This is a genomic window from Yoonia sp., assembly GCF_014859355.1.
Lineage (GTDB): Bacteria > Pseudomonadota > Alphaproteobacteria > Rhodobacterales > Rhodobacteraceae > Yoonia.
Genome location: NZ_JACUUJ010000008.1, coordinates 1 through 18,733 on the forward strand (window position 1 = coordinate 1; position 18,733 = coordinate 18,733).

Consider the following 18,733-nt stretch of genomic DNA (forward strand, 5'->3'; position numbering starts at 1 on the left):
CGGGTCAAGTGCGCGGGCAAAGGCATCAATTTCGCGCAACAGGTCGATTTTGGTTGGAAATGTTGCCTGCAGCATCGGGTCTTCGTCACTGTAAAGCTTGCGGTTGGTGCCTGCGGGGCCGTCTGCCATGGTGCCGCCGCCATCGCCCACGGCCAACCTTGCGGTGGCTACGGCACGTTTGAGTGCATGTTCATCAATCGTCGTGGAATGGGCATAACCGGCGGTTTCGCCGCGCACGGCGCGCAAGCCGAAACCTTCGGCAGCATCGAAGCTCGCCGTTTTGACATGGCCATCATCGAATGACAGCACTTCGGACTTGCGGCGTTCAAGAAACAGCTCTCCATCATCGGCACCAGCGGTCGCTTCGCGCAGCAGGCGCAGCGCGGTTTCCTGATCCAGGTTGGTTTCGAATGGGCGAAAAGGATCGGTGGACATAAGAATTTCCTTTGGTTGGCGCAATTTCGTGGCAAAAGCGGCTGTTTGCCGCAACAGCGGTTCTTGAGTTGTCTCTCAGGATATGGGACACGGTGAGCCAGATACAACGGGATTCCTGACAGGGTCTCGGGGCAGACGCGCAAGATGCGCCACGAAGTTAGGGTAGAATATGCGACTGAAAACCTTTGCGACCTCACTCTGGGCTACGGCCGGCATGATAATGGTGGGCGGTGCTGTGCTGGCGCAGGACGTCAATCAAGAGCTTGAAATCATAGGCGCACCAACACTGGGCGCCATGGGTTTTCAGCCCGCAGCGACAGAACTGGCGCGTGATGTTCATTGGCTGGACGGCATGTTGCTGGTGATTATTACGGCGATCACGCTTTTCGTAACTGGGCTGCTTGCATGGGTTGCGATCCGCTACAATCAAAAGCGCCAGAAAGAGCCCGCGACGTTCACCCACAACTCTCCGCTAGAAGTGGCATGGACGGTGGTGCCGATTGTTATTCTGGTCTTTATCGGCGCATTTTCTTTGCCAGTTCTTTTCAAGCAACAGGAAATTCCCCAAGCCGACCTGACGATCAAAGTCACGGGTTATCAATGGTATTGGGGGTATGAATATGTGGATGAAGGTGTGAGCTTTGAAAGCTTCATGCTGGCCGAGGATGAACTGGAAGATTTCGGTTACACGCGGAATGAATACTTGCTTGCAACAGATACGTCCGTTGTCGTGCCCGTTGGCGCGACCGTGGTGATGCAGGTGACGGGTGCTGACGTGATCCATTCTTGGACGATCCCGGCCTTTGGCGTAAAGCAGGACGCCGTGCCTGGTCGCCTGGCGCAACTGTGGTTCGCGGCTGAGCGCGAAGGCATCTATTTTGGCCAGTGTTCAGAGCTTTGCGGCAAGGACCACGCCTATATGCCGATCACGGTCAAAGTGGTCAGCCAGGAAACCTATGACCAGTGGCTGGCCGAAGCCAAGGGAACGTCTTGATCCAGGGCAGGGTCTGCCTGATCGGAAATTAAGTGCGGGGTGGCAAATGCGCGCCCCGCTTGAAAGGTTAAGATGAGCGACGTCAGTTTGCAGGAAGGCGCATACGAAACCGGGATGGGCGATTATTTTGCCCTGCTCAAACCGCGTGTGATGTCGCTTGTGGTATTCACAGCCCTTGTAGGGTTATTGGTGGCGCCGGGCGCGGTGCACCCGTTCATCGGGTTTGTCGGGATCCTTTGTGTTGCTGTTGGTGCGGGCGCATCTGGTGCGCTGAACATGTGGTGGGACGCGGATATCGACGCCCGCATGAAGCGAACGGTGGGCCGGCCCATTCCGTCTGGTCGCGTTGCCCCGGGTGAAGCCTTGGGTATCGGTTTGGCGTTGTCGGGTTTTTCGATCGTGATGCTGGCACTGGCCACGAATTTTCTGTCGGCTTTCTTGCTGGCGTTTACGATATTTTTCTACGCTGTCGTCTATTCCATGTGGCTCAAGCGGGCGACGCCCCAGAATATTGTGATCGGCGGGGCCGCTGGTGCCTTTCCACCGATGATTGGCTGGGCCATCGCCACCGGGTCTGTCGGTATTGAAAGCCTGTTGATGTTCGCGCTGATCTTTATGTGGACGCCACCGCATTTCTGGGCGCTCGCCTTGTTTGTCAAATCGGACTACGGCCGCGCGGGTGTGCCGATGTTGACCGAAACGCACGGGCGCGATGCAACCCGGCGGCATGTGCTGATCTACACGCTGCTGCTGGTGCCTGTTGCGCTTGGGCTCGGGCTGACCTCGATCGGTGGACCGTTTTACATGACGGTCGCTGTAATCATGAACGCCTGGTTTCTGAATGGGGCCTATAAGATCTGGCGCCGGAATGACGCGGATTGCGACGCTGACAAACACAAGGTCGAGATTGGCGTTTTCAAGGTTTCGCTTTACTATTTGTTCTTGCACTTTGGTGCGTTGTTGGTCGAGGCGGCGCTGCGCCCCTACGGCTATGGGGGATGGTAATGGCCATCAAGGTTGAACATGAAATCCACACGCGCCGTCTTGGCCGCAACGTCGGGGTCGGGCTTTTGCTGGCCGGGTTTATCGCGATTGTCTTTGGCCTTACCGTCGTGAAGGTGCTGCAACTGGGCGATGCGAAGAAATTCGAAACGTTTGATCACGTGGCGCGCCCGCAACTCATTCCTGAAGATGAGCCGCGCCAATGAAGATTTTTCCGAAACTGCAAGGGCCGAACCGGACGGCGGCGCAAACCGTCGGCGTTGTGATCGTCATGGGATCACTGGCTTGGGCGTCAGTCCCTTTTTATGACTGGTTCTGTCGCGTTACCGGTTTTGGCGGAACGACGAATGTCGCTGAAGCCGGAAGTGATATGGTCCTTGATCAGACAATCAAGGTGCGCTTCGATGCATCGCTTGAACGGGATATGCCCTGGACATTCAAACCCGAGGTGCGCGAAATTGAAGTGCGTATCGGGGAAACGGCACTTGCCTTTTACGAGGCGCATAATCCAACCGATGTTCCGGTAGCCGGGCAGGCAGCGTATAATGTGACGCCCTATGCTGCTGGTGCCTATTTCGACAAGATCGCATGTTTCTGCTTTACCGAACAGGTTTTGCAACCCGGTGAAACTGTGATGATGCCCGTCAGCTTTTATGTTGACCCGGCCATCGTGAATGACCGTGAAGGCAAATATGTGCATACCATCACGCTCAGCTACACATTCTACCAGATCGACCTGCCCGAAGAATACGTGCAGGCTGCGGTTGATCCCGCAACATCTTTGACATCGGTGCCGCAAAGCGCCATAGAAACGAACTGAAGACAAGCCGATAGGGAACGCTCCACATGGCGCATGCTAAAAACCACGATTATCATATTTTGCCACCTTCCATCTGGCCGCTGATTGCTGCTGTTGGTGCTTTCGTCATGCTGATAGGTGCGACGTTCTGGATGCATGGCTCTGGGCCTTACATTTTTTTGATCGGTTTCGCAGCCATCCTTTACGTGATGTATGCATGGTGGTCTGACGTTGTGAACGAAAGCCGCGTGGGCGATCATACGCCAGTGGTCCGGATCGGCCTGCGCTACGGTTTCATCATGTTTATCATGTCCGAAGTCATGTTTTTTGCGGCTTGGTTCTGGTCGTTTTTCAAGCACGCGATGTATCCGATGGGGCCGATGAGCCCGATTCAGGATGGTGTATGGCCACCCGCCGGGATCGAGACCTTTGATCCATGGCATTTGCCGCTGATCAACACGCTGATCCTGCTGTGTTCGGGTGCGGCCGCAACATGGGCGCACCACGCTTTGGTGCATGAAAATAACCGTCAAGACATGAAATGGGGTCTGATCCTTGCTGTTGCCTTGGGCGCGCTGTTCACTGTGTTTCAGGTTTACGAATACAGCCATGCAGCCTTTGGTTTTGCGGGCAATATTTATGGCGCGAACTTCTTCATGGCGACAGGTTTTCATGGTGTGCATGTGGTCATCGGAACGATCTTTCTTTTGGTCTGCCTGATCCGGTTGCAAAAGGGCGACTTTACACCCGAAAAGCATGTCGGATTTGAAGCGGCCGCGTGGTACTGGCACTTTGTTGACGTCGTTTGGCTGTTCCTGTTTGCGGCTGTTTACGTCTGGGGTGGCTAAGTCACGGGTACCCCCGACTTTCGGGGCCAGGAAAGTTTCAAACGCGCGGGGCCGCTCGCGCGTTTTTCACATCAAAGGCGCAAAATGCTGCGTAAAATCCTTTTTCCAATCCTTCTGGGCATCGCAGGTTGCGGTGTGCTAATCAGCCTTGGTACGTGGCAGGTGCAGCGGCTTGCGTGGAAAGAGGATATTATTGGCGCTATCAACGCCAGATTATCCGCACCACCGATTCCCCTTCCGCTATCTCCGACAGAGGACGACGACGAATACCGGCGGGTTACGGTGAGCGGCACGCCGCTGGGGCAGGAATTGCATGTTTTGACATCGGGCACGCAGGCCGGGACTGGCTATCGTGTGATTTCCAGATTTGCGACAGACGATGGCCCTGTCATCCTTTTGGATCAAGGCTTGATCACACTCGACGCGAAAGAGGCCGCGCCACTGACCCGCCCGATGCAGGTCACTGGAACGCTCTTGTGGCCTGATGACCAGACGGCCAGCACGCCATCACCCGATCTGGGCAAAAACATCTGGTTTGCGCGCCACGTAGAGGCGATGGCTGACGCCCTTGATACGGTGCCGGTGATGGTTGTCGCGACCCACACCACCCCTGCTGATCCGCGGATCACGCCTTTGCCAATCAACACCGCCGATATAAAGAATGACCACCTGGAATATGCGATTACGTGGTTTTCGTTGGCCCTCGTTTGGGCCATCATGAGCCTGTTTTTGATTTTCCGCATGACCCGACCAAAGGACGTTTAAGCCAGATGCGCTATATCTCGACCCGCGGGACGGCCCCCGCACTGACCTTTGAACAGGCAATGCTGACCGGGCTTGCGCGTGATGGCGGGCTGTATGTGCCCGAAGTTGTCCCAACCCTGACCCATGCGCAGATTGCAGCGATGGCGGGTCAGACATACGAGGACGTCGCCTTTGACGTCATGCGCCCGTTCATTGGCGATACGTTTACGGATGATGAATTTCGCAAGCTGATCGCGCAGGCCTACGCCGGTTTCGGACATGCCGCCCGCGCGCCGCTGGTGCAGCTTGATGCCAACCATTTCCTGCTGGAACTGTTCCATGGCCCGACGCTGGCGTTCAAGGATTTCGCCATGCAGCTGATCGGCCAGATGTTTCAGGCGGCGCTGTCGCGGTCGGGTGAACGGGTCACGATCGTGGGGGCCACCAGTGGCGACACCGGATCAGCCGCGATCGAGGCGTTTCGCGGGCTGGAAGCTGTGGATGTGTTTATCCTTTACCCGCATGGTCGCGTGTCCGAGGTGCAGCGCCGTCAGATGACCACACCGACCGAATCCAATGTGCATGCGCTGGCGGTTGATGGCGATTTCGATGATTGTCAGGCCGCAGTCAAAGACATGTTCAACGACTTTGCATTTCGCGACGATGTGCGCCTCGCCGGTGTCAATTCGATTAACTGGGGCCGTGTGTTGGCGCAGGTGGTCTATTATTTCACTGCTGCCGTCAGCTTGGGTGCGCCCCATCGGCAGGTTAGCTTTACGGTGCCAACGGGGAATTTTGGCGATATTTTCGCGGGTTATATCGCGCGCCAGATGGGATTGCCAATTGCCGATCTGGTGGTTGCCACAAATCGCAATGACATTCTGCATCGGACATTGGAAACCGGTGCCTATACCAAACAAGGCGTGATGCCGACGATCAGCCCGTCGATGGATATTCAGATCAGTTCGAATTTTGAACGTGCTTTGTTTGATGCTTATGGCCGTGACGGGGCTGCTGTGGCAACCCAGATGGCTGATTTGAAAAACGGCGGGTTCCAGATCAGCCAGGGTGCCTATCAGATGTTGAAGGAAACGTTCAAATCCGGCCGCGCCTCGGAAGAGCAAACAACTGCGGCCATCCGGCGCTATCGTGCCAACCATGGCGAACTGTTGTGCCCGCACACCGCTGTGGGCGTCCATGTGGCAGAGTCGTATCTGGGCACCACCCCAATGGTCACTTTGGCCACTGCGCATCCGGCGAAATTTCCTGATGCTGTCAAGGATGCCACCGGCATTACGGCCCCTCTTCCCCCGCGCATGGCAGACCTGTATGACCGGCCCGAGCGCGTGACGCGCGTGTCAGCAGATTTGGCCACATTGCAAGCGGTCATCAAAGAACGGATCAACCAGTGACGATTGAACTGCATCGGCTGTCCAACGGCTTTCGCATTGTGACCGAACATATGCCAGGCCTGCAATCTGCCAGCATTGGTATCTGGGTCGAAGCGGGCGGCCGCCATGAGCGGTTGGAAGAAAACGGGATCGCGCATTTTCTGGAGCATATGGCATTCAAGGGCACCAAGACCCGCAGTGCGCTGCAAATTGCGGAAGCGATCGAAGATGTGGGTGGCTATATCAATGCCTATACCAGCCGTGAAATGACAGCCTATTACGCCCGCGTGCTGGAAGATGATGTCGCGTTGGGGCTGGAAGTGATTGCCGATATCCTGCTGAACCCTGTCTTTGATCCCGCCGAGATCGAGGTGGAACGCGGTGTGATCCTGCAGGAAATCGGGCAGGCGCTCGATACGCCCGATGATATCATCTTCGACTGGCTGCAAGAGGTGGCTTATCCTGATCAGGCGCTTGGCCGCACTATTCTGGGGCCATCGGAACGCGTGAGCGCTTTTGACAGGAACGATTTGGCGGGGTTTGTGAGGCAGCATTACGGTCCCAACCAGATGATCCTGTCAGCCGCAGGGGCGGTAGACCATGACACAATCGTGCGTCAGGCAGAGGCGCTGTTCGGTCATTTGCCTGCCGTGACCCGACCTGCGTCTTTGTTGCAGCCGGCGTCTTTTCGCGGGGGGGAACGGCGCGAACTGAAAAATCTGGAACAGGTGCATTTTGCCCTGGCGCTGGAAGGGCCGCATTACCGAGACCCGCTGATCTATACGGCACAAATCTATGCAGCAGCGATGGGCGGCGGTATGTCGTCGCGGCTGTTTCAGGAAATCCGCGAAAAACGGGGGCTGTGCTATACGATCTTTGCGCAAGCCGGGGCCTATGAAGACACCGGGATGACAACGATATATGCAGGCACAAGTGCCGAACAGATTGCGGAACTGGCGCATATTACCATCGATGAAATGAAACGCGCCGCTGACGACATGACAGATGCAGAGGTCGCGCGCGCGCGCGCGCAAATGAAAGCCGGGTTGCTGATGGGGCTTGAATGCCCCAGTAACCGGGCGGAACGGTTGTCGCGGCTGTTGTCGATCTGGGGGCGCATCCCTGATCTGGCTGAAACGGTAGACCGGATTGATGCGGTCACAACGCAGGATGTGACGACCTTTGCCGGGCAGATGGCGGGGGACGCTGGCGCGGCGCTGGCGCTTTATGGTCCTGCAGAGACGGCACCTGACCTTGCGGCGCTGAAAGCGCGGCTTGCCGCCTGATGCTGGGGGTCAGGCGCAAAATTCGGATCGAAACCGAAAGGTTGGTCCTGCGCCCGCCCATGCATGCCGATTTTAGACCATGGTCCAACTTGCGCCGCGAAAGCATTGATTTTTTGGCGCCATGGGAACCAACATGGGCGCCTGACCATCTGTCGCGCAAGGCATTTACCAACCGGGTTTATTGGGCGCAGCGGTCGATCGCCAATGGCAACGCTGTTCCGTTGTTTTTGATCCGCCGCACCGATGATACCTTATTAGGCGCAATCACGCTGGATAACATCCGCCGGGGGCCAGCGCAGGCAGGCACCACAGGATATTGGATTGGCGCGCCCTATGCCCGCCAAGGATATATGCGCGAGGCGATTGCCGGTTTGGTCTATTATGCCTTCAACGTGCTGGATATCAGCAGGATCGAGGCAGGCTGCCTGCCGGAAAACACCCCGTCGCGCAGCTTGCTGGAAAGTTGCGGTTATAAATACGAAGGCGTGGCGCAAAGTTATTTGCAGATCAACGGGCGCTGGCGCAATCACGTGCTTTACGCCAACCTGCGCCATGACCGGCGCGGCAAGACCGATGTAGGTTGACCGCTGGTTGGCGCATAAAGGAACCGCAACATGCTGAACCCTGTCACCCCTGCGATTGAAGCCCGGTTGCACAGCCTTTTGCCTGCTGCTGCCTTTCGGCCCGACAGTGCGCTTTATCTGCGCGAACCGCGCGGGCGCTGGACGGGGCAGGGGTTGGTGTTGGCGCCCGCAAACACCGAGGAGGTGGCGCAAGTGGTCAAGACCTGTGCCGAGGCAGGCGTGGGGATCGTGCCTTATAGCGGTGGCACAGGTTTGGTTGGCGGGCAGTTGATGGCGGAAGGGCCTGTTCCTGTCATCTTGTCGCTGGAACGGATGAACCGTATTCGCGATGTCTATGTTGCGGAAAATGTGCTGGTCTGTGACGCAGGCGTCATTTTGGCCGACATCCAGAAGGCCGCTGCCGATATCGGGCGGTTGTTTCCGCTGTCGCTGGCCTCTGAAGGATCGGCGCGGATCGGCGGGCTGTTGGCGACCAATGCGGGCGGGGTAAATGTGCTGCGCTATGGCAATGCGCGCGCGCAATGTCTGGGGCTGGAGGTGGTGCGCCCCGATGGCACGATCTGGCACGGGCTGACGCGGCTGCGCAAGGACAACACCGGCTATGACCTGCGTGACCTGATGATCGGGGCCGAGGGCACGTTGGGCGTGATTACGGGGGCGGCGTTGAAACTGGCACCGCGCCCTGTGGGGGTAGGGGCGGCGCTGATGGCCGTGCCGTCGCCTGCTGCCGCCCTGGAATTGCTGGCGCTGGCGGGCGAAAGGATCGGTGACGGTGTGTCAGCGTTCGAGATCATGCATCGGCAGGGTTTTGATTTTCTGGCCGAGGTCGGGCCGAAGGTGAAACAACCCTTTGATGACATTCCCGCGTGGTGTGTGCTGATTGATGTGGGCCTGCCCGCAGGGCTGCCACCGGAGGCGGCGCTTGAAGGTCTGTTTGAAGCAGCCTTCGCGGCTGGTTTGGTGACTGATGGTGTGATTGCCCAGGCCCTTGGCCAGCGGCAAGAGTTGTGGGACATTCGCGAAAATATCCCCGAGGCAAACCGCCGGATCGGGTCGGTCAGTTCGCATGATATTTCCCTGCCACTGAGTGCGGTGCCCGATTTCATTGCCCGCGCGCCCGGTATGCTGGCTGGCATCGGGGATTTCCGTATCAACTGCTTTGGTCATCTGGGCGACGGCAACCTGCATTACAATGTCTTTCCCGCCCAAGGCCGTACCCGTGCCGCATACGAGGATGTGCGCCCTGCCGTCAAACGCGCCCTGCATGATCTGGTGCATGCGATGGATGGGTCCGTCAGCGCCGAACATGGGATCGGGCGGCTGAAGGTGGATGATCTGGAACGCTATGGCGATCCGGTCAAGCTGGCGATGCTGCGGGCGATCAAGGCAGCACTTGACCCGCAGGGTATCATGAACCCCGGCGCGGTGCTGCGGCAGGGGAGATGACATTGCAGTCCGGTGGCGCGGGTTGTGGGGGCAGGAGCCTCCGGCGGGAGTTTTTTGACCAAGATGAAGGGGGAGCGGTGTGCCTTATTCCCCGGCGAAGGCGCAGAGTGCGTGGACGTTCATGCCGAGCGTTTCAAGTTTCTTGCGCCCGCCCAAATCGGGCAGGTCGATGATGAAGGCGCAGCCGATGACCTCTCCTCCCAACCGTTCGATCAATTTGATCCCAGCCTCGGCGGTGCCTCCGGTTGCCAGCAGGTCATCGACCAGCAGGATTTTTTCGCCCGGTTGCAAGGCGTCGTCGTGGATTTCAAGCACGGCCTCGCCGTATTCGAGCGTATAGCTTTGGGCGATGGTTCTGCCCGGCAGTTTGCCCTGTTTGCGGGCAGGCACGAAGCCGACGGAGAGTTGGTGGGCGATCGCCCCGCCAAGGATGAATCCACGCGCTTCAAGCCCCACAACCTTGTCGATGGGCCGGCCCGCGTAGGGGTGTAGCAACTGGTCAATTGCAATGCGAAAGCCGCGCGCATCGCTGAGCAGCGTGGTGACATCGCGGAACATGATGCCCTTGTGCGGGAAATCGGGGATCGTGCGGATATAGTCCTGGACGGTTTTCATGTGGTTCCAATATTCAAAGAACGCGGCCGGCGATGGCGTCGAGTTTGGCGACCAGTGCAGTGTCGCGGTTGTCGGGGTCGGTCATTAGCGCGTGGTCCAGCGCCCGGTCGCAGCCGTGCGGGCAGGGGGCGCGGTCTGGACCCAGCAATGCGGCAAGACGTGCGATCAGGTCGCGGGCCCTGGTGCCGTTGTCTTGCAAGGTTTTGATCACATCGCTGACCTGCACTGCGCCATGGTCGGGGTGCCAGCTGTCGTAATCGGTGATCATGGCAACGGCGGCATAGCAAAGCTCTGCCTCGCGGGCGAGTTTCGCCTCGGGCATGTTTGTCATGCCGATCACATCGCAGCCCCAGCTGCGGTAGAGTTTGCTTTCGGCCTGGCTGGAAAACTGCGGGCCTTCCATCGCCAGATAGGTGCCACCCCTGTGGATCGTGATGCCGGCGTCGCGGCCTGCGATCTGGCAGGCGTCTGACAGCCGCGCGCAGGTTGGGTGGGCGAGGCTGACATGTGCGACGCATCCGGTGCCAAAGAACGACTTTTCGCGTGCGAAGGTGCGGTCGATAAACTGGTCCACGATCACGAAATCGCCCGGCGCCATGTTTTCGCGGAATGATCCGCAGGCGCTGACGCTGATCACATCGGTTACGCCCAGCCGTTTCAGCACATCGATGTTGGCGCGGTACGGCACGGTTGTGGGGCTATGCACATGCCCGCGCCCGTGGCGGGGTAGGAAAATCATGGCAACACCATCCAGATTGCCGGTCAGCACCGCATCAGATGGCGCACCCCAAGGGCTTGCCACGTTGACCCAGGCTGCATCTTGCAACCCGTCCATGCCATAGATGCCAGAGCCGCCGATGATTCCGATTTTTGTTTGCATGCTGCACCTTCTTTTGTCCACGGGTTGCAGACTGAACCGGTAGATATGAAATGTGAAGCCCGGGTCGGGCCGCGTGTTGTTCTATCTACTTGATTTGGGGTGGCTATCACATCATCTAGAGCATTGCGCGCCCGGTCGTTGGCGCGCTGCACCTTGCAACCGCAGCGACCGGGATTTTGCCGATGTTTGTCGATCTGATGCTGGTATTGGGCGGACTGGCGGCCCTTGTCGTAGGGGGGGATCTGCTGGTGCGCGGGGCGGTCGCTGTCGCCTTGCGCGTGGGGCTGTCGCCGTTGGTTATCGGGGTGACGCTGGTGGGCTTTGGCACGTCGATGCCGGAATTGATGACCAGCCTGATTGCCGCCTTCGAGGGATTGCCGGGGATCGCGCTGGGCAATGTCGTGGGCAGCAATATTGCAAATATCCTGCTAATTCTGGGCCTGTCTGCCATGATTGCCGCCTTGCCGGGGCACGCGTTCCTGCACCGTGACGGGTTGGTCATGTTGGCGGTGACGGGCCTGTGTGCCACGCTGATGTGGACCGGCACGGTGGGGCGGCTGGCGGGGGGGGCCTGCCTTGTGATGTTGGCGGGTTATCTGGTGGTGACTTTGCGATCGGGTCAGACAGCCCCGCAGTTGGGGCAGGATGTGCCACCACCGCCGGTCTGGCGTGGTGCGGGGCTGTTTGTGCTGGGGCTGCTGGGGGTGATGATCGGGGCGCGGTTTCTGGTGGATGGTGCCAGCGACATTGCCCGCGCCTTTGACGTGTCGGACGCGGTGATCGGGCTGACCATCGTAGCGGTTGGCACGTCGCTGCCCGAACTGGTTACGTCCGTGATTGCGGCCCGCAAGAGGCAGGGTGAAATTGCGATCGGCAATGTGATCGGGTCGAATATCTTTAACGTGTTGGGGATTCTCGGGATCACGGCTGTGGTGCAGCCGCTGTCTGTCCCGACCGAGATGCTGGGCGTTACGTTATGGGTGTTTCTGGCGGCTGCGCTGGCGCCTGCTGCGGTTTTGATCTTGCGCGGGCGCTTGGCCTTGGGCGTTGGTGCGGGATTTGTTGCCGCTTATGTTGCTTATACGTTGGCCCTGATCATCTGAAAGCGGGGCATCGCGCCCAGCCGCGACACGGCTGGTGCCGAAAGGTCGCGGTTTTATGTTATTCACCGGGGCGTTTGAGGCTGAACACCTCGCGCACAACCGCATAGTCGCGATAGCCGAGGCGTGTCAGCGGGTTGAAGGTGGTCACATCGAACACCCCGTCCACGATGCAATCGTCGCGCAAGTGGACGCCCGTGACTTCACCGAAAACAACAAAATTTGCAGCACCGGCCAGTTGCACGATCTGGGTCAGCTTGCATTCCAGTGTGGCCGGGGCATTTGCGACGCGAGGGCAGTCGATGGTTGCGCAGGCGGCCTTTTCGATGCTGGCAAGGATGAATTCATCCCTGTCCCGGTCCCAACTGCCCGATGTCTGGTTCATGGCGTCGCGGGCGGTATATTCGACAATGTTGACGGCAAAGACCCCAGTATCGCGAATATTGGCAACGCTGTCCTTGGTGCCGTCGCGATCGGGTTTTGCACTGGTCGAGGCAAACATCACCTGCGGCGGCGCGTAGGCGACGGCGTTGAAGAATGAATAGGGTGCCAGATTATCCCGGCCATCTGTGCCCCGCGTTGCGATCCAGCCGATGGGCCGGGGGGCGATGATCGCCGAAAACGGATTATGCGGTAGCCCGTGCCCATCTTTGGGTTCATAAAACATTGCAATGGCCTTTCCGTCTGGTTGTCCATTGGGTAGCGTGACGCGACGCGCGAGGCCAGACGAAAGAGACATGCAAAGACTATCTATTCAACTGGCCCCCGAAGCCCCCGCTGATTGGTGGGAAGTCGAGGCGTTATATGATCTTTGCTTTGCCCCGGGGCGCACTGCGCTATCGTCTTATCGCCTGCGCGAAGGAATCGCACCCATTGCAAAATTGTGCTGGACGGCCCGCGACACCGATGGCGTCTTGGCGGGCGTTGTGCGTTGCTGGCCGGTTTGTGTGGGTCCGCATGTGGCCATTTTACTGGGGCCAATTGCGGTGCATCCAACCCGACAGGGTGAAGGCATTGCGGCGCTTTTGATGCACAAGGTCATCCATACCGCGTTGGGCGCAGGTTGGGCGCGGATCCTACTGGTGGGTGATTTGCCTTTTTATGCACGTTTTGGGTTTGAACGCCTGACCCGCGTGGTCATGCCGCCGCCTACCAACCCCGAACGGGTGCTGGGCCTTGCGCTGCACGATGGGGCATGGGACGGTGTTATCGGGCCTGTGCGCAAGGTGGATGATTGCATTTGCGCTGGTTGATCCCACATGAGAGTCATGGAAAACGCGCCAACGTCCCGCACTGACCTGATCCCTGCCGTGCAACCTGTGCCGCTGGATGACGCTGCGCGTCAGGAAATTGCCCTGCTTGCGCTGCGCCAGCACCGGGCAAACGGTGTCTTGATGAAAGGGATCACTTTTGTTGGCGGTCAGGTTGAGGATGGGCTGAAAATGTTGCCAGCCTCCACCCGAAATCAATTTGACGCTGTCGTCAAACGCGCCCTGCGCCAAAGCTATGATCTGGCGCATCGGTCGCGATCAGGGGTGGGGCGCGACATCGGGTCGGACGGTCTGCACAAACTCATCGGCACACTGTCGGGCGCCTTGGGTGGTTTTGGTGGGATTGCGACGGCGATGGTTGAACTGCCGGTGGCCACGACCGTGATTTTCCGTGCCGTGCATCACGTTGCCACCCAATATGGAGAAGACCCTGAATCCGCAGAAACACGGATGCAATGTCTTGCGGTATTCGGCACTGGCGGGCCGGGCAGGGATGATGACGGGATTGACACGGCTTTTATCGGGGCGCGGTTGGGTCTGTCGGGGGCGGCTGTCAACGGGTTGATCAGCCGCGTGGCCCCCCGATTGGCAGCGGTCCTGTCACAAAAACTGGCTGCGCAAACGGTCCCAGTGCTGGGTGCGGCTGCGGGGGCGGGGATCAACTACGCCTTTGTCGATTATTACGTGGCGCTGGCGCATGTGCATTTCGGACTGCGCAAACTGGGCCGGACCTATGGTCAAGAATCGGTGACAGAGGCGTTTCACCGCGCCTTGGTTCAAACCTGATATACCAACCAGTCAGAGACAGCCCGGCGCACCGATTGGTCGCCATTGGCAATTGCTTCATCCATGACCGCCCTGACTTCGCCCAGATCAACCCGTCGGATCAGGTGTTTGACCGGGCCGATCGACGCCGGGCGCATCGACAGGGTGCGCAAACCAAGGGCAGCAAAACACAGCGCTTCGACCGGGCGGCCTGCATCTTCACCGCAAAATGACAGTGGCGTATTTGCCTTTTCGCAGCGGGCAATCACATGTTGGACAAACGACAGGAAACTGCTGTCCAGCGTGTCATAGCGTTTGCGTACACGTTCATTTTCGCGATCGGCTGCGAAAAAGAATTGTTTCAGGTCGTTGCCCCCGATCGATATGAAATCAACTTCTTCAAAGAAAGCATCGGGCGCGTAGGCCAGCGATGGCGTTTCCAGCATTGCGCCAACTTCCAATCGCGCGGGCAATGGCAAGCCAAGCCGCGTTTCGCGTGCGATGGCCTTGTCCATTTCGGCCTTGGCGGCGCGAAATTCGTTGGTCTGGGTCACGAATGGAAACATCACCGCCAAAGGCGCGCCCGCTGCTGCGCGGATCAAGGCCTGCAACTGCATCCGCAGCACACCCGGTTTATCCAGCCCCACCCGGATCGCTCGCCAGCCCATTGCCGGGTTGGGTTCATCGTTGGGCTTCATATAGGGCAGAACCTTGTCTGACCCGATATCAAGCGTGCGGAACGCCACGCGTTTGCCCTGCGCTGCCTTCAGCACACGGCTGTAAAGCGCGGACAGTTCCCCGCGCCGGGGCATCTGGTTTCGGATCAGGAATTGCAATTCGGTGCGGAACAGGCCGACACCTTCGGCACCGGACCCTTGCAATGACGGCAGATCGGCCATCAGGCCCGCATTCATTTGCAACGAAATCGTCGTGCCGCATTTTGCCGTGGCAGGCAGATCACGGATCGAGGCATAGCGTTCCTGTGCGCGGGTCTGCATCGCAATCTTGTCGCGGAATGCCGTGTGGACAGTATCATCGGGCCGCAGATGCGCGATGCCCTGTTCGCCATCCACAAGAATGGTATCGCCATTCAGCGCCTCGCGGGTGATCCCCTTGGCGTTGATCACAAGCGGAATGGCCCATGCCCGCGCCACGATGGTCGCATGGCTGCCGACCGATCCTTCCTCAAGCACGATGCCTTTCAGCTTTTTGCCATATTCCAGCAATTCACCCGGCCCGATATTGCGTGCCACAAGGATCGGATTTTCCGGCATGTCGGCGCGCGCATCCACCCCTTGACCGGTCAGGATTCGCAACAGGCGGTTTGACAGATCATCAAGATCGGACAGACGTTCGCGCATGTAGGGGTCAGCTGCTTTGCCCAACCGGGCGCGCGACAGTGATTGTTCCTTTTCCACCGCGGCTTCAGCGGACAAACCATTGCCCACGTCTTCTTCCATCCGCTTGATCCAGCTGGAGGAGTTGGCAAACATCCGATAGGCTTCCAGCACTTGAATCTGGTCCGCATCCACAGACCGCGCCCCGGTCAGCATGCTGTCAACTGAACGGCGCAGCTGATCGACGGCTGTGCGCAGCCGCGCCAGTTCGGTGTCTGGGTCTTCCGAGATGGGGTTCGTGACGACGACGCGGGGTTCGTGCAGGAAAACCTTGCCTTCGCTGGCCCCTTCTTGAGCGACAGTGCCGCGAAACATCACCGCCTGCTGGTGGCGTGCAGACAGGGCAGCCCCTTCGCCCACGAAGGCACCAAGTTCGGTCATTTCAGCGATGACCATGGCCACGATTTCAAGAGCATACACCTCGTCCGGTGTAAATTCGCGTGCTGCTTTTGATTGCACCACCAGGACGCCCAAAACCTCGCCCAGTCGCTGGATCGGGATTCCGCAGAACGACGAATAGCGTTCTTCGCCCGTTTCGGGCATATAGCGAAACCCTTTGGCAGAGGGGGCGTTGGCTGTGTTCACGACCCGCCGCGTGCGGGCAGTCAGACCCACGAGACCTTCGCCCAGACGCAGCCGGGTCTGGTGCACCGCTTCTTGCTGCAAGCCTTGGGTGGCACAAAGTTCAAGTGTTTCCGCGTCGCGGAACAGATAGATCGAACAGACTTCTGTTTCCATCGAATCGGCAATCAGCGCGACCACCTCATCCAGCCGTTCCTGACCCGCGCTATCGGCTGCCAGCGCCTGACGCAGCCGCCCAAGCAGCTTGCGGCTTTCTGTTTCGGTCCGATATGGCATGTCAATCCCTTACACACGCCGATCCGGCAAAGATCAGCCCGCTTTTTCCAGTTCGAATGCATCATGCAGGGCTTGCACGGCAAGTTCCACGTATTTTCTATCTATCAACACGGAAATCTTTATCTCAGAGGTTGTGATGACCTTGATGTTGATCCCTTCGGCGGACAGTACTTTGAACATCTTGGCGGCAACGCCGGTATGGCTGCGCATCCCGATGCCCACGACGCTGACTTTGGCGACACCTTCGTCGGCTACCAGATCGTGAAAGTTGATGTCACCCTTGACCTTGGCGTCCTGCATCGCGCGTTCGGCACGCAGCACCTGATCGACCGGGCAGGAAAATGTCATGTCGGTGCGGCCTTCCTCGGAGATGTTCTGCACGATCATGTCAACGTTCACGCCCGCATCCGACAATGGCCCGAAAATCGCGGCGGCAATGCCGGGGCGATCAGCGACCGAGATCAGGGTCATCTTTGCCTCGTCGCGGGAATAGGCGACACCGGCCACAACATTGGATTCCATGATTTCCTCCTCATCGCAGACCAGCGTTCCTGCTGTGTCCGATGGTTCCTCGAATGACGACAGCACGCGCAGGCGCACCTTGTAGCGCATGGCCAGTTCGACCGAACGGGTTTGCAACACCTTGGCCCCGAGCGAGGCCAGTTCGAGCATTTCCTCGAACGCGATGCGATCCAGCTTGCGCGCCTTGGATGTGATCCGCGGGTCGGTTGTATAGACCCCGTTCACATCCGTGTAGATATCGCAGCGTTCCGCGCCGAAAGCGGCGGCAAAGGCAACAGCCGTGGTATCCGATCCACCGCGCCCCAATGTGGTGATGCGGCCCTCGGGGCTGATCCCTTGGAAACCCGCTACCACTGCGACGCGCATGCCTTCGCCGAACTTGGCGTTGATATGATCGGTCGGGATTTCTTCGATCCGGGCGTTGGAATGGGCCGATGTGGTTTTCACCGGCACCTGCCAGCCCTGCCAGCTGCGCGCGGGGATATCCATTTCCTGCAACCGCAGCGCCATAAGCCCGGCGGTGACGTTTTCGCCCGATGAAACGATCGCATCATATTCGCGCGCATCATACAGGGGCGATGTTTCTTCAACCCAGCCGACCAGTTCATTGGTTTTGCCGGACATGGCCGAGACGATCACAATCACATCATAGCCATTGGCGACCTCAACCGACACACGTTTGGCCGCGCGCGCGATCCGGTCAAGGTTGGCCACCGAAGTGCCGCCAAATTTCATCACAAGCGTCGGCATAGGGTTTTTCCCGGGTAAAAGGAGCGGTTAAATCCGCACCTCCTTTAAACGTCGTCACCTGCAAGGGCAAACAGTTAGTAAGGATGCGCCTGACGTGCCTGTCAGTTTGTTTTCTTGCGCGGGATAAACGGCAGGGGCACGACGGGAATGCCCTCATCAACCAGTTTTTTCGCCTCGCCGAGCCGCGCTTCGCCATAAATCGGGCGTTCGGGGATGACACCGTCATGCATGTCGCGGGCCTGCTTGACGAAACTGCCGCCGACATAGCTTGCATTCTTTTCCACTGCGTCACGTATTTTCGCCAGTGTGGCATCCAGTTGCTGCGGTGGCGCGACATGTGGCGATGTGCTGACAGCCGGTGCCATGACGGATTTCATAACCTGCGCAGACCCGCAAACGGTGCATGTTACCATGCCGTTTTTCACCAGCTTTTCGAACGCCTCGTTTGACTGAAACCAGCTTTCAAAGCCGTGATCTTGGTCGCATTTAAGGTGAAAACGGATCATTTTGCCTGTCGCTACATTATCCAACTTTAAATAAGCTGTTTTTTCGCAGCTGCAATGGCCGGTTCATGCAGGAAGGGATGCGGCTGAAATGTCGCGACGATGCGTTGCAGCGCGGGTTCCGACAATTTCTCAGCCGCCTTGTGCTGGTTGAACCACTTGCGCCGCCGCTGGGTCATTTCCGGCCAGGTCTTGTAAACTTTCTGCACATGCACGGGATAAACCAGCGTGATGATCGGTGTCGCACTATCACCCAGAGGTTTGACATAGCTGTAGGCGCCAAGGCAGGTATCATAGGCCTTGCCGGTCACGCCGGCTTCTTCGAATGCTTCTGTGGCGGCGGCTTCTGCGGGGGTCTGTTTGTGCATTGGCCAGCCCTTGGGCAGAATCCAGCGGCCACGGGTCCGGCTGGTGACCAGACAGATTTGCAGCTTGCCATCCTTGATTCGCCAGCACAGCGCCGCGAATTGCGCACGCACATCGGTTTTGCCGCCGGTCGGAAATTTCAGGGGGAGTTGTGTTGCAGATGTTTTCGCCATGGTT

Annotated in this window: 21 protein-coding genes; 13 read left to right on the plus strand and 8 right to left on the minus strand. The window is 58.5% G+C overall.

Annotated elements, in window-relative coordinates; translation table 11 throughout:
- On the minus strand, window positions 1-435 hold a 435-nt coding region (locus tag IBX59_RS04645), incomplete at its 3' end, for a DNA gyrase modulator (RefSeq protein ID WP_296372904.1).
- A 169-nt stretch (window positions 436-604) separates the two neighbouring features.
- Here IBX59_RS04645 and coxB point away from each other — a divergent pair.
- From coxB to IBX59_RS04695, 10 genes are all read left to right on the plus strand, one after another.
- Entirely contained in the window at window positions 605-1,429 is an 825-nt protein-coding gene (coxB, locus tag IBX59_RS04650) for a cytochrome c oxidase subunit II (protein ID WP_296372908.1), read from the plus strand.
- Between the two features lie 72 nt (window positions 1,430-1,501).
- Window positions 1,502-2,434, plus strand: a complete 933-nt coding sequence (cyoE, locus tag IBX59_RS04655; protein ID WP_296372910.1) for a heme o synthase — start codon at window positions 1,502-1,504, stop codon at window positions 2,432-2,434.
- On the plus strand, window positions 2,434-2,637 hold the full coding sequence (locus IBX59_RS04660) for a hypothetical protein (protein WP_296372912.1): 204 nt from the start codon (window positions 2,434-2,436) through the stop codon (window positions 2,635-2,637). Before cyoE ends, IBX59_RS04660 begins: the two co-directional genes overlap by 1 nt.
- Window positions 2,634-3,251: a cytochrome c oxidase assembly protein gene (locus IBX59_RS04665; protein WP_296372914.1), complete on the plus strand. Its 618-nt coding sequence runs from the start codon at window positions 2,634-2,636 to the stop codon at window positions 3,249-3,251. The genes IBX59_RS04660 and IBX59_RS04665 overlap by 4 nt, the downstream gene beginning before the upstream one ends.
- Window positions 3,252-3,277: 26 nt before the next feature.
- Window positions 3,278-4,078 carry a cytochrome c oxidase subunit 3 gene (locus IBX59_RS04670; RefSeq protein ID WP_296372917.1) on the plus strand — a complete coding sequence of 267 codons (801 nt, stop codon included), beginning with the start codon at window positions 3,278-3,280 and terminating at the stop codon, window positions 4,076-4,078.
- Window positions 4,079-4,162: 84 nt separating this feature from the next.
- Window positions 4,163-4,843 carry an SURF1 family protein gene (locus IBX59_RS04675; protein ID WP_296372919.1) on the plus strand — a complete coding sequence of 227 codons (681 nt, stop codon included), beginning with the start codon at window positions 4,163-4,165 and terminating at the stop codon, window positions 4,841-4,843.
- Window positions 4,844-4,848: 5 nt separating this feature from the next.
- On the plus strand, window positions 4,849-6,234 hold the full coding sequence (thrC, locus tag IBX59_RS04680) for a threonine synthase (RefSeq protein WP_296372922.1): 1,386 nt from the start codon (window positions 4,849-4,851) through the stop codon (window positions 6,232-6,234).
- Window positions 6,231-7,499: a pitrilysin family protein gene (locus tag IBX59_RS04685; RefSeq protein WP_296372923.1), complete on the plus strand. Its 1,269-nt coding sequence runs from the start codon at window positions 6,231-6,233 to the stop codon at window positions 7,497-7,499. The genes thrC and IBX59_RS04685 overlap by 4 nt, the downstream gene beginning before the upstream one ends.
- A complete protein-coding gene (locus IBX59_RS04690) occupies window positions 7,499-8,083 on the plus strand; it encodes a GNAT family protein (RefSeq protein ID WP_296372926.1) in 585 nt (194 codons plus the stop codon). Before IBX59_RS04685 ends, IBX59_RS04690 begins: the two co-directional genes overlap by 1 nt.
- A 30-nt stretch (window positions 8,084-8,113) precedes the next feature.
- On the plus strand, window positions 8,114-9,529 hold the full coding sequence (locus IBX59_RS04695; protein ID WP_296372928.1) for an FAD-binding oxidoreductase: 1,416 nt from the start codon (window positions 8,114-8,116) through the stop codon (window positions 9,527-9,529).
- An 84-nt stretch (window positions 9,530-9,613) separates the two neighbouring features.
- Here the strand turns inward: IBX59_RS04695 and IBX59_RS04700 are convergent, their stop codons facing one another.
- Both IBX59_RS04700 and IBX59_RS04705 read right to left on the minus strand, forming a co-directional pair.
- A complete protein-coding gene (locus tag IBX59_RS04700) occupies window positions 9,614-10,144 on the minus strand; it encodes an adenine phosphoribosyltransferase (protein ID WP_296372930.1) in 531 nt (176 codons plus the stop codon).
- A 13-nt stretch (window positions 10,145-10,157) separates the two neighbouring features.
- Window positions 10,158-11,024 carry an S-methyl-5'-thioadenosine phosphorylase gene (locus IBX59_RS04705; protein WP_296372931.1) on the minus strand — a complete coding sequence of 289 codons (867 nt, stop codon included), beginning with the start codon at window positions 11,022-11,024 and terminating at the stop codon, window positions 10,158-10,160.
- 182 nt (window positions 11,025-11,206) lie between these two features.
- On the opposite strand from IBX59_RS04705, the gene IBX59_RS04710 reads away from it, so the two are divergent.
- Window positions 11,207-12,127 carry a calcium/sodium antiporter gene (locus IBX59_RS04710; RefSeq protein ID WP_296372934.1) on the plus strand — a complete coding sequence of 307 codons (921 nt, stop codon included), beginning with the start codon at window positions 11,207-11,209 and terminating at the stop codon, window positions 12,125-12,127.
- A 58-nt stretch (window positions 12,128-12,185) separates the two neighbouring features.
- On the opposite strand, the gene IBX59_RS04715 is transcribed toward IBX59_RS04710, so the two are convergent.
- Window positions 12,186-12,791 (minus strand): flavin reductase family protein, encoded by a 606-nt coding sequence (locus IBX59_RS04715; protein WP_296372936.1) that lies wholly within the window; start codon window positions 12,789-12,791, stop codon window positions 12,186-12,188.
- Between the two features lie 70 nt (window positions 12,792-12,861).
- Here IBX59_RS04715 and IBX59_RS04720 point away from each other — a divergent pair, with 70 nt between their 5' ends.
- Window positions 12,862-13,377 carry a GNAT family N-acetyltransferase gene (locus IBX59_RS04720; protein ID WP_296372937.1) on the plus strand — a complete coding sequence of 172 codons (516 nt, stop codon included), beginning with the start codon at window positions 12,862-12,864 and terminating at the stop codon, window positions 13,375-13,377.
- Window positions 13,378-13,392: 15 nt separating this feature from the next.
- Window positions 13,393-14,181, plus strand: coding sequence for an EcsC family protein (locus IBX59_RS04725; RefSeq protein ID WP_296372939.1), 789 nt, complete (start codon window positions 13,393-13,395; stop codon window positions 14,179-14,181).
- Here the strand turns inward: IBX59_RS04725 and ptsP are convergent.
- From ptsP to IBX59_RS04745, 4 genes are all read right to left on the minus strand, one after another.
- Window positions 14,172-16,415, minus strand: a complete 2,244-nt coding sequence (gene ptsP / locus IBX59_RS04730; RefSeq protein ID WP_296372941.1) for a phosphoenolpyruvate--protein phosphotransferase — start codon at window positions 16,413-16,415, stop codon at window positions 14,172-14,174. The genes IBX59_RS04725 and ptsP overlap by 10 nt on opposite strands.
- Before the next feature lie 33 nt (window positions 16,416-16,448).
- Window positions 16,449-17,687 (minus strand): aspartate kinase, encoded by a 1,239-nt coding sequence (locus IBX59_RS04735; RefSeq protein WP_296372943.1) that lies wholly within the window; start codon window positions 17,685-17,687, stop codon window positions 16,449-16,451.
- A 101-nt stretch (window positions 17,688-17,788) separates the two neighbouring features.
- Window positions 17,789-18,193 (minus strand): DUF1178 family protein, encoded by a 405-nt coding sequence (locus IBX59_RS04740; protein WP_296372944.1) that lies wholly within the window; start codon window positions 18,191-18,193, stop codon window positions 17,789-17,791.
- Window positions 18,194-18,219: 26 nt separating this feature from the next.
- Window positions 18,220-18,729, minus strand: a complete 510-nt coding sequence (locus IBX59_RS04745) for an NUDIX hydrolase (protein ID WP_296372946.1) — start codon at window positions 18,727-18,729, stop codon at window positions 18,220-18,222.
- Between the last annotated feature and the right edge of the window lie 4 nt (window positions 18,730-18,733).

Coding starts and splice junctions, on each gene's coding strand:
- coxB (WP_296372908.1), top strand. CDS start 605: ATGCGACTGAAAACCTTTGCGACCTCACTCTGGGCTACGGCCGGCATG.
- cyoE (WP_296372910.1), top strand. CDS start 1,502: ATGAGCGACGTCAGTTTGCAGGAAGGCGCATACGAAACCGGGATGGGC.
- IBX59_RS04660 (WP_296372912.1), top strand. CDS start 2,434: ATGGCCATCAAGGTTGAACATGAAATCCACACGCGCCGTCTTGGCCGC.
- IBX59_RS04665 (WP_296372914.1), top strand. CDS start 2,634: ATGAAGATTTTTCCGAAACTGCAAGGGCCGAACCGGACGGCGGCGCAA.
- IBX59_RS04670 (WP_296372917.1), top strand. CDS start 3,278: ATGGCGCATGCTAAAAACCACGATTATCATATTTTGCCACCTTCCATC.
- IBX59_RS04675 (WP_296372919.1), top strand. CDS start 4,163: ATGCTGCGTAAAATCCTTTTTCCAATCCTTCTGGGCATCGCAGGTTGC.
- thrC (WP_296372922.1), top strand. CDS start 4,849: ATGCGCTATATCTCGACCCGCGGGACGGCCCCCGCACTGACCTTTGAA.
- IBX59_RS04690 (WP_296372926.1), top strand. CDS start 7,499: ATGCTGGGGGTCAGGCGCAAAATTCGGATCGAAACCGAAAGGTTGGTC.
- IBX59_RS04695 (WP_296372928.1), top strand. CDS start 8,114: ATGCTGAACCCTGTCACCCCTGCGATTGAAGCCCGGTTGCACAGCCTT.
- IBX59_RS04700 (WP_296372930.1), bottom strand. CDS start 10,144: ATGAAAACCGTCCAGGACTATATCCGCACGATCCCCGATTTCCCGCAC.
- IBX59_RS04705 (WP_296372931.1), bottom strand. CDS start 11,024: ATGCAAACAAAAATCGGAATCATCGGCGGCTCTGGCATCTATGGCATG.
- IBX59_RS04710 (WP_296372934.1), top strand. CDS start 11,207: ATGTTTGTCGATCTGATGCTGGTATTGGGCGGACTGGCGGCCCTTGTC.
- IBX59_RS04715 (WP_296372936.1), bottom strand. CDS start 12,791: ATGTTTTATGAACCCAAAGATGGGCACGGGCTACCGCATAATCCGTTT.
- IBX59_RS04720 (WP_296372937.1), top strand. CDS start 12,862: ATGCAAAGACTATCTATTCAACTGGCCCCCGAAGCCCCCGCTGATTGG.
- IBX59_RS04725 (WP_296372939.1), top strand. CDS start 13,393: ATGGAAAACGCGCCAACGTCCCGCACTGACCTGATCCCTGCCGTGCAA.
- ptsP (WP_296372941.1), bottom strand. CDS start 16,415: ATGCCATATCGGACCGAAACAGAAAGCCGCAAGCTGCTTGGGCGGCTG.
- IBX59_RS04735 (WP_296372943.1), bottom strand. CDS start 17,687: ATGCCGACGCTTGTGATGAAATTTGGCGGCACTTCGGTGGCCAACCTT.
- IBX59_RS04740 (WP_296372944.1), bottom strand. CDS start 18,193: ATGATCCGTTTTCACCTTAAATGCGACCAAGATCACGGCTTTGAAAGC.
- IBX59_RS04745 (WP_296372946.1), bottom strand. CDS start 18,729: ATGGCGAAAACATCTGCAACACAACTCCCCCTGAAATTTCCGACCGGC.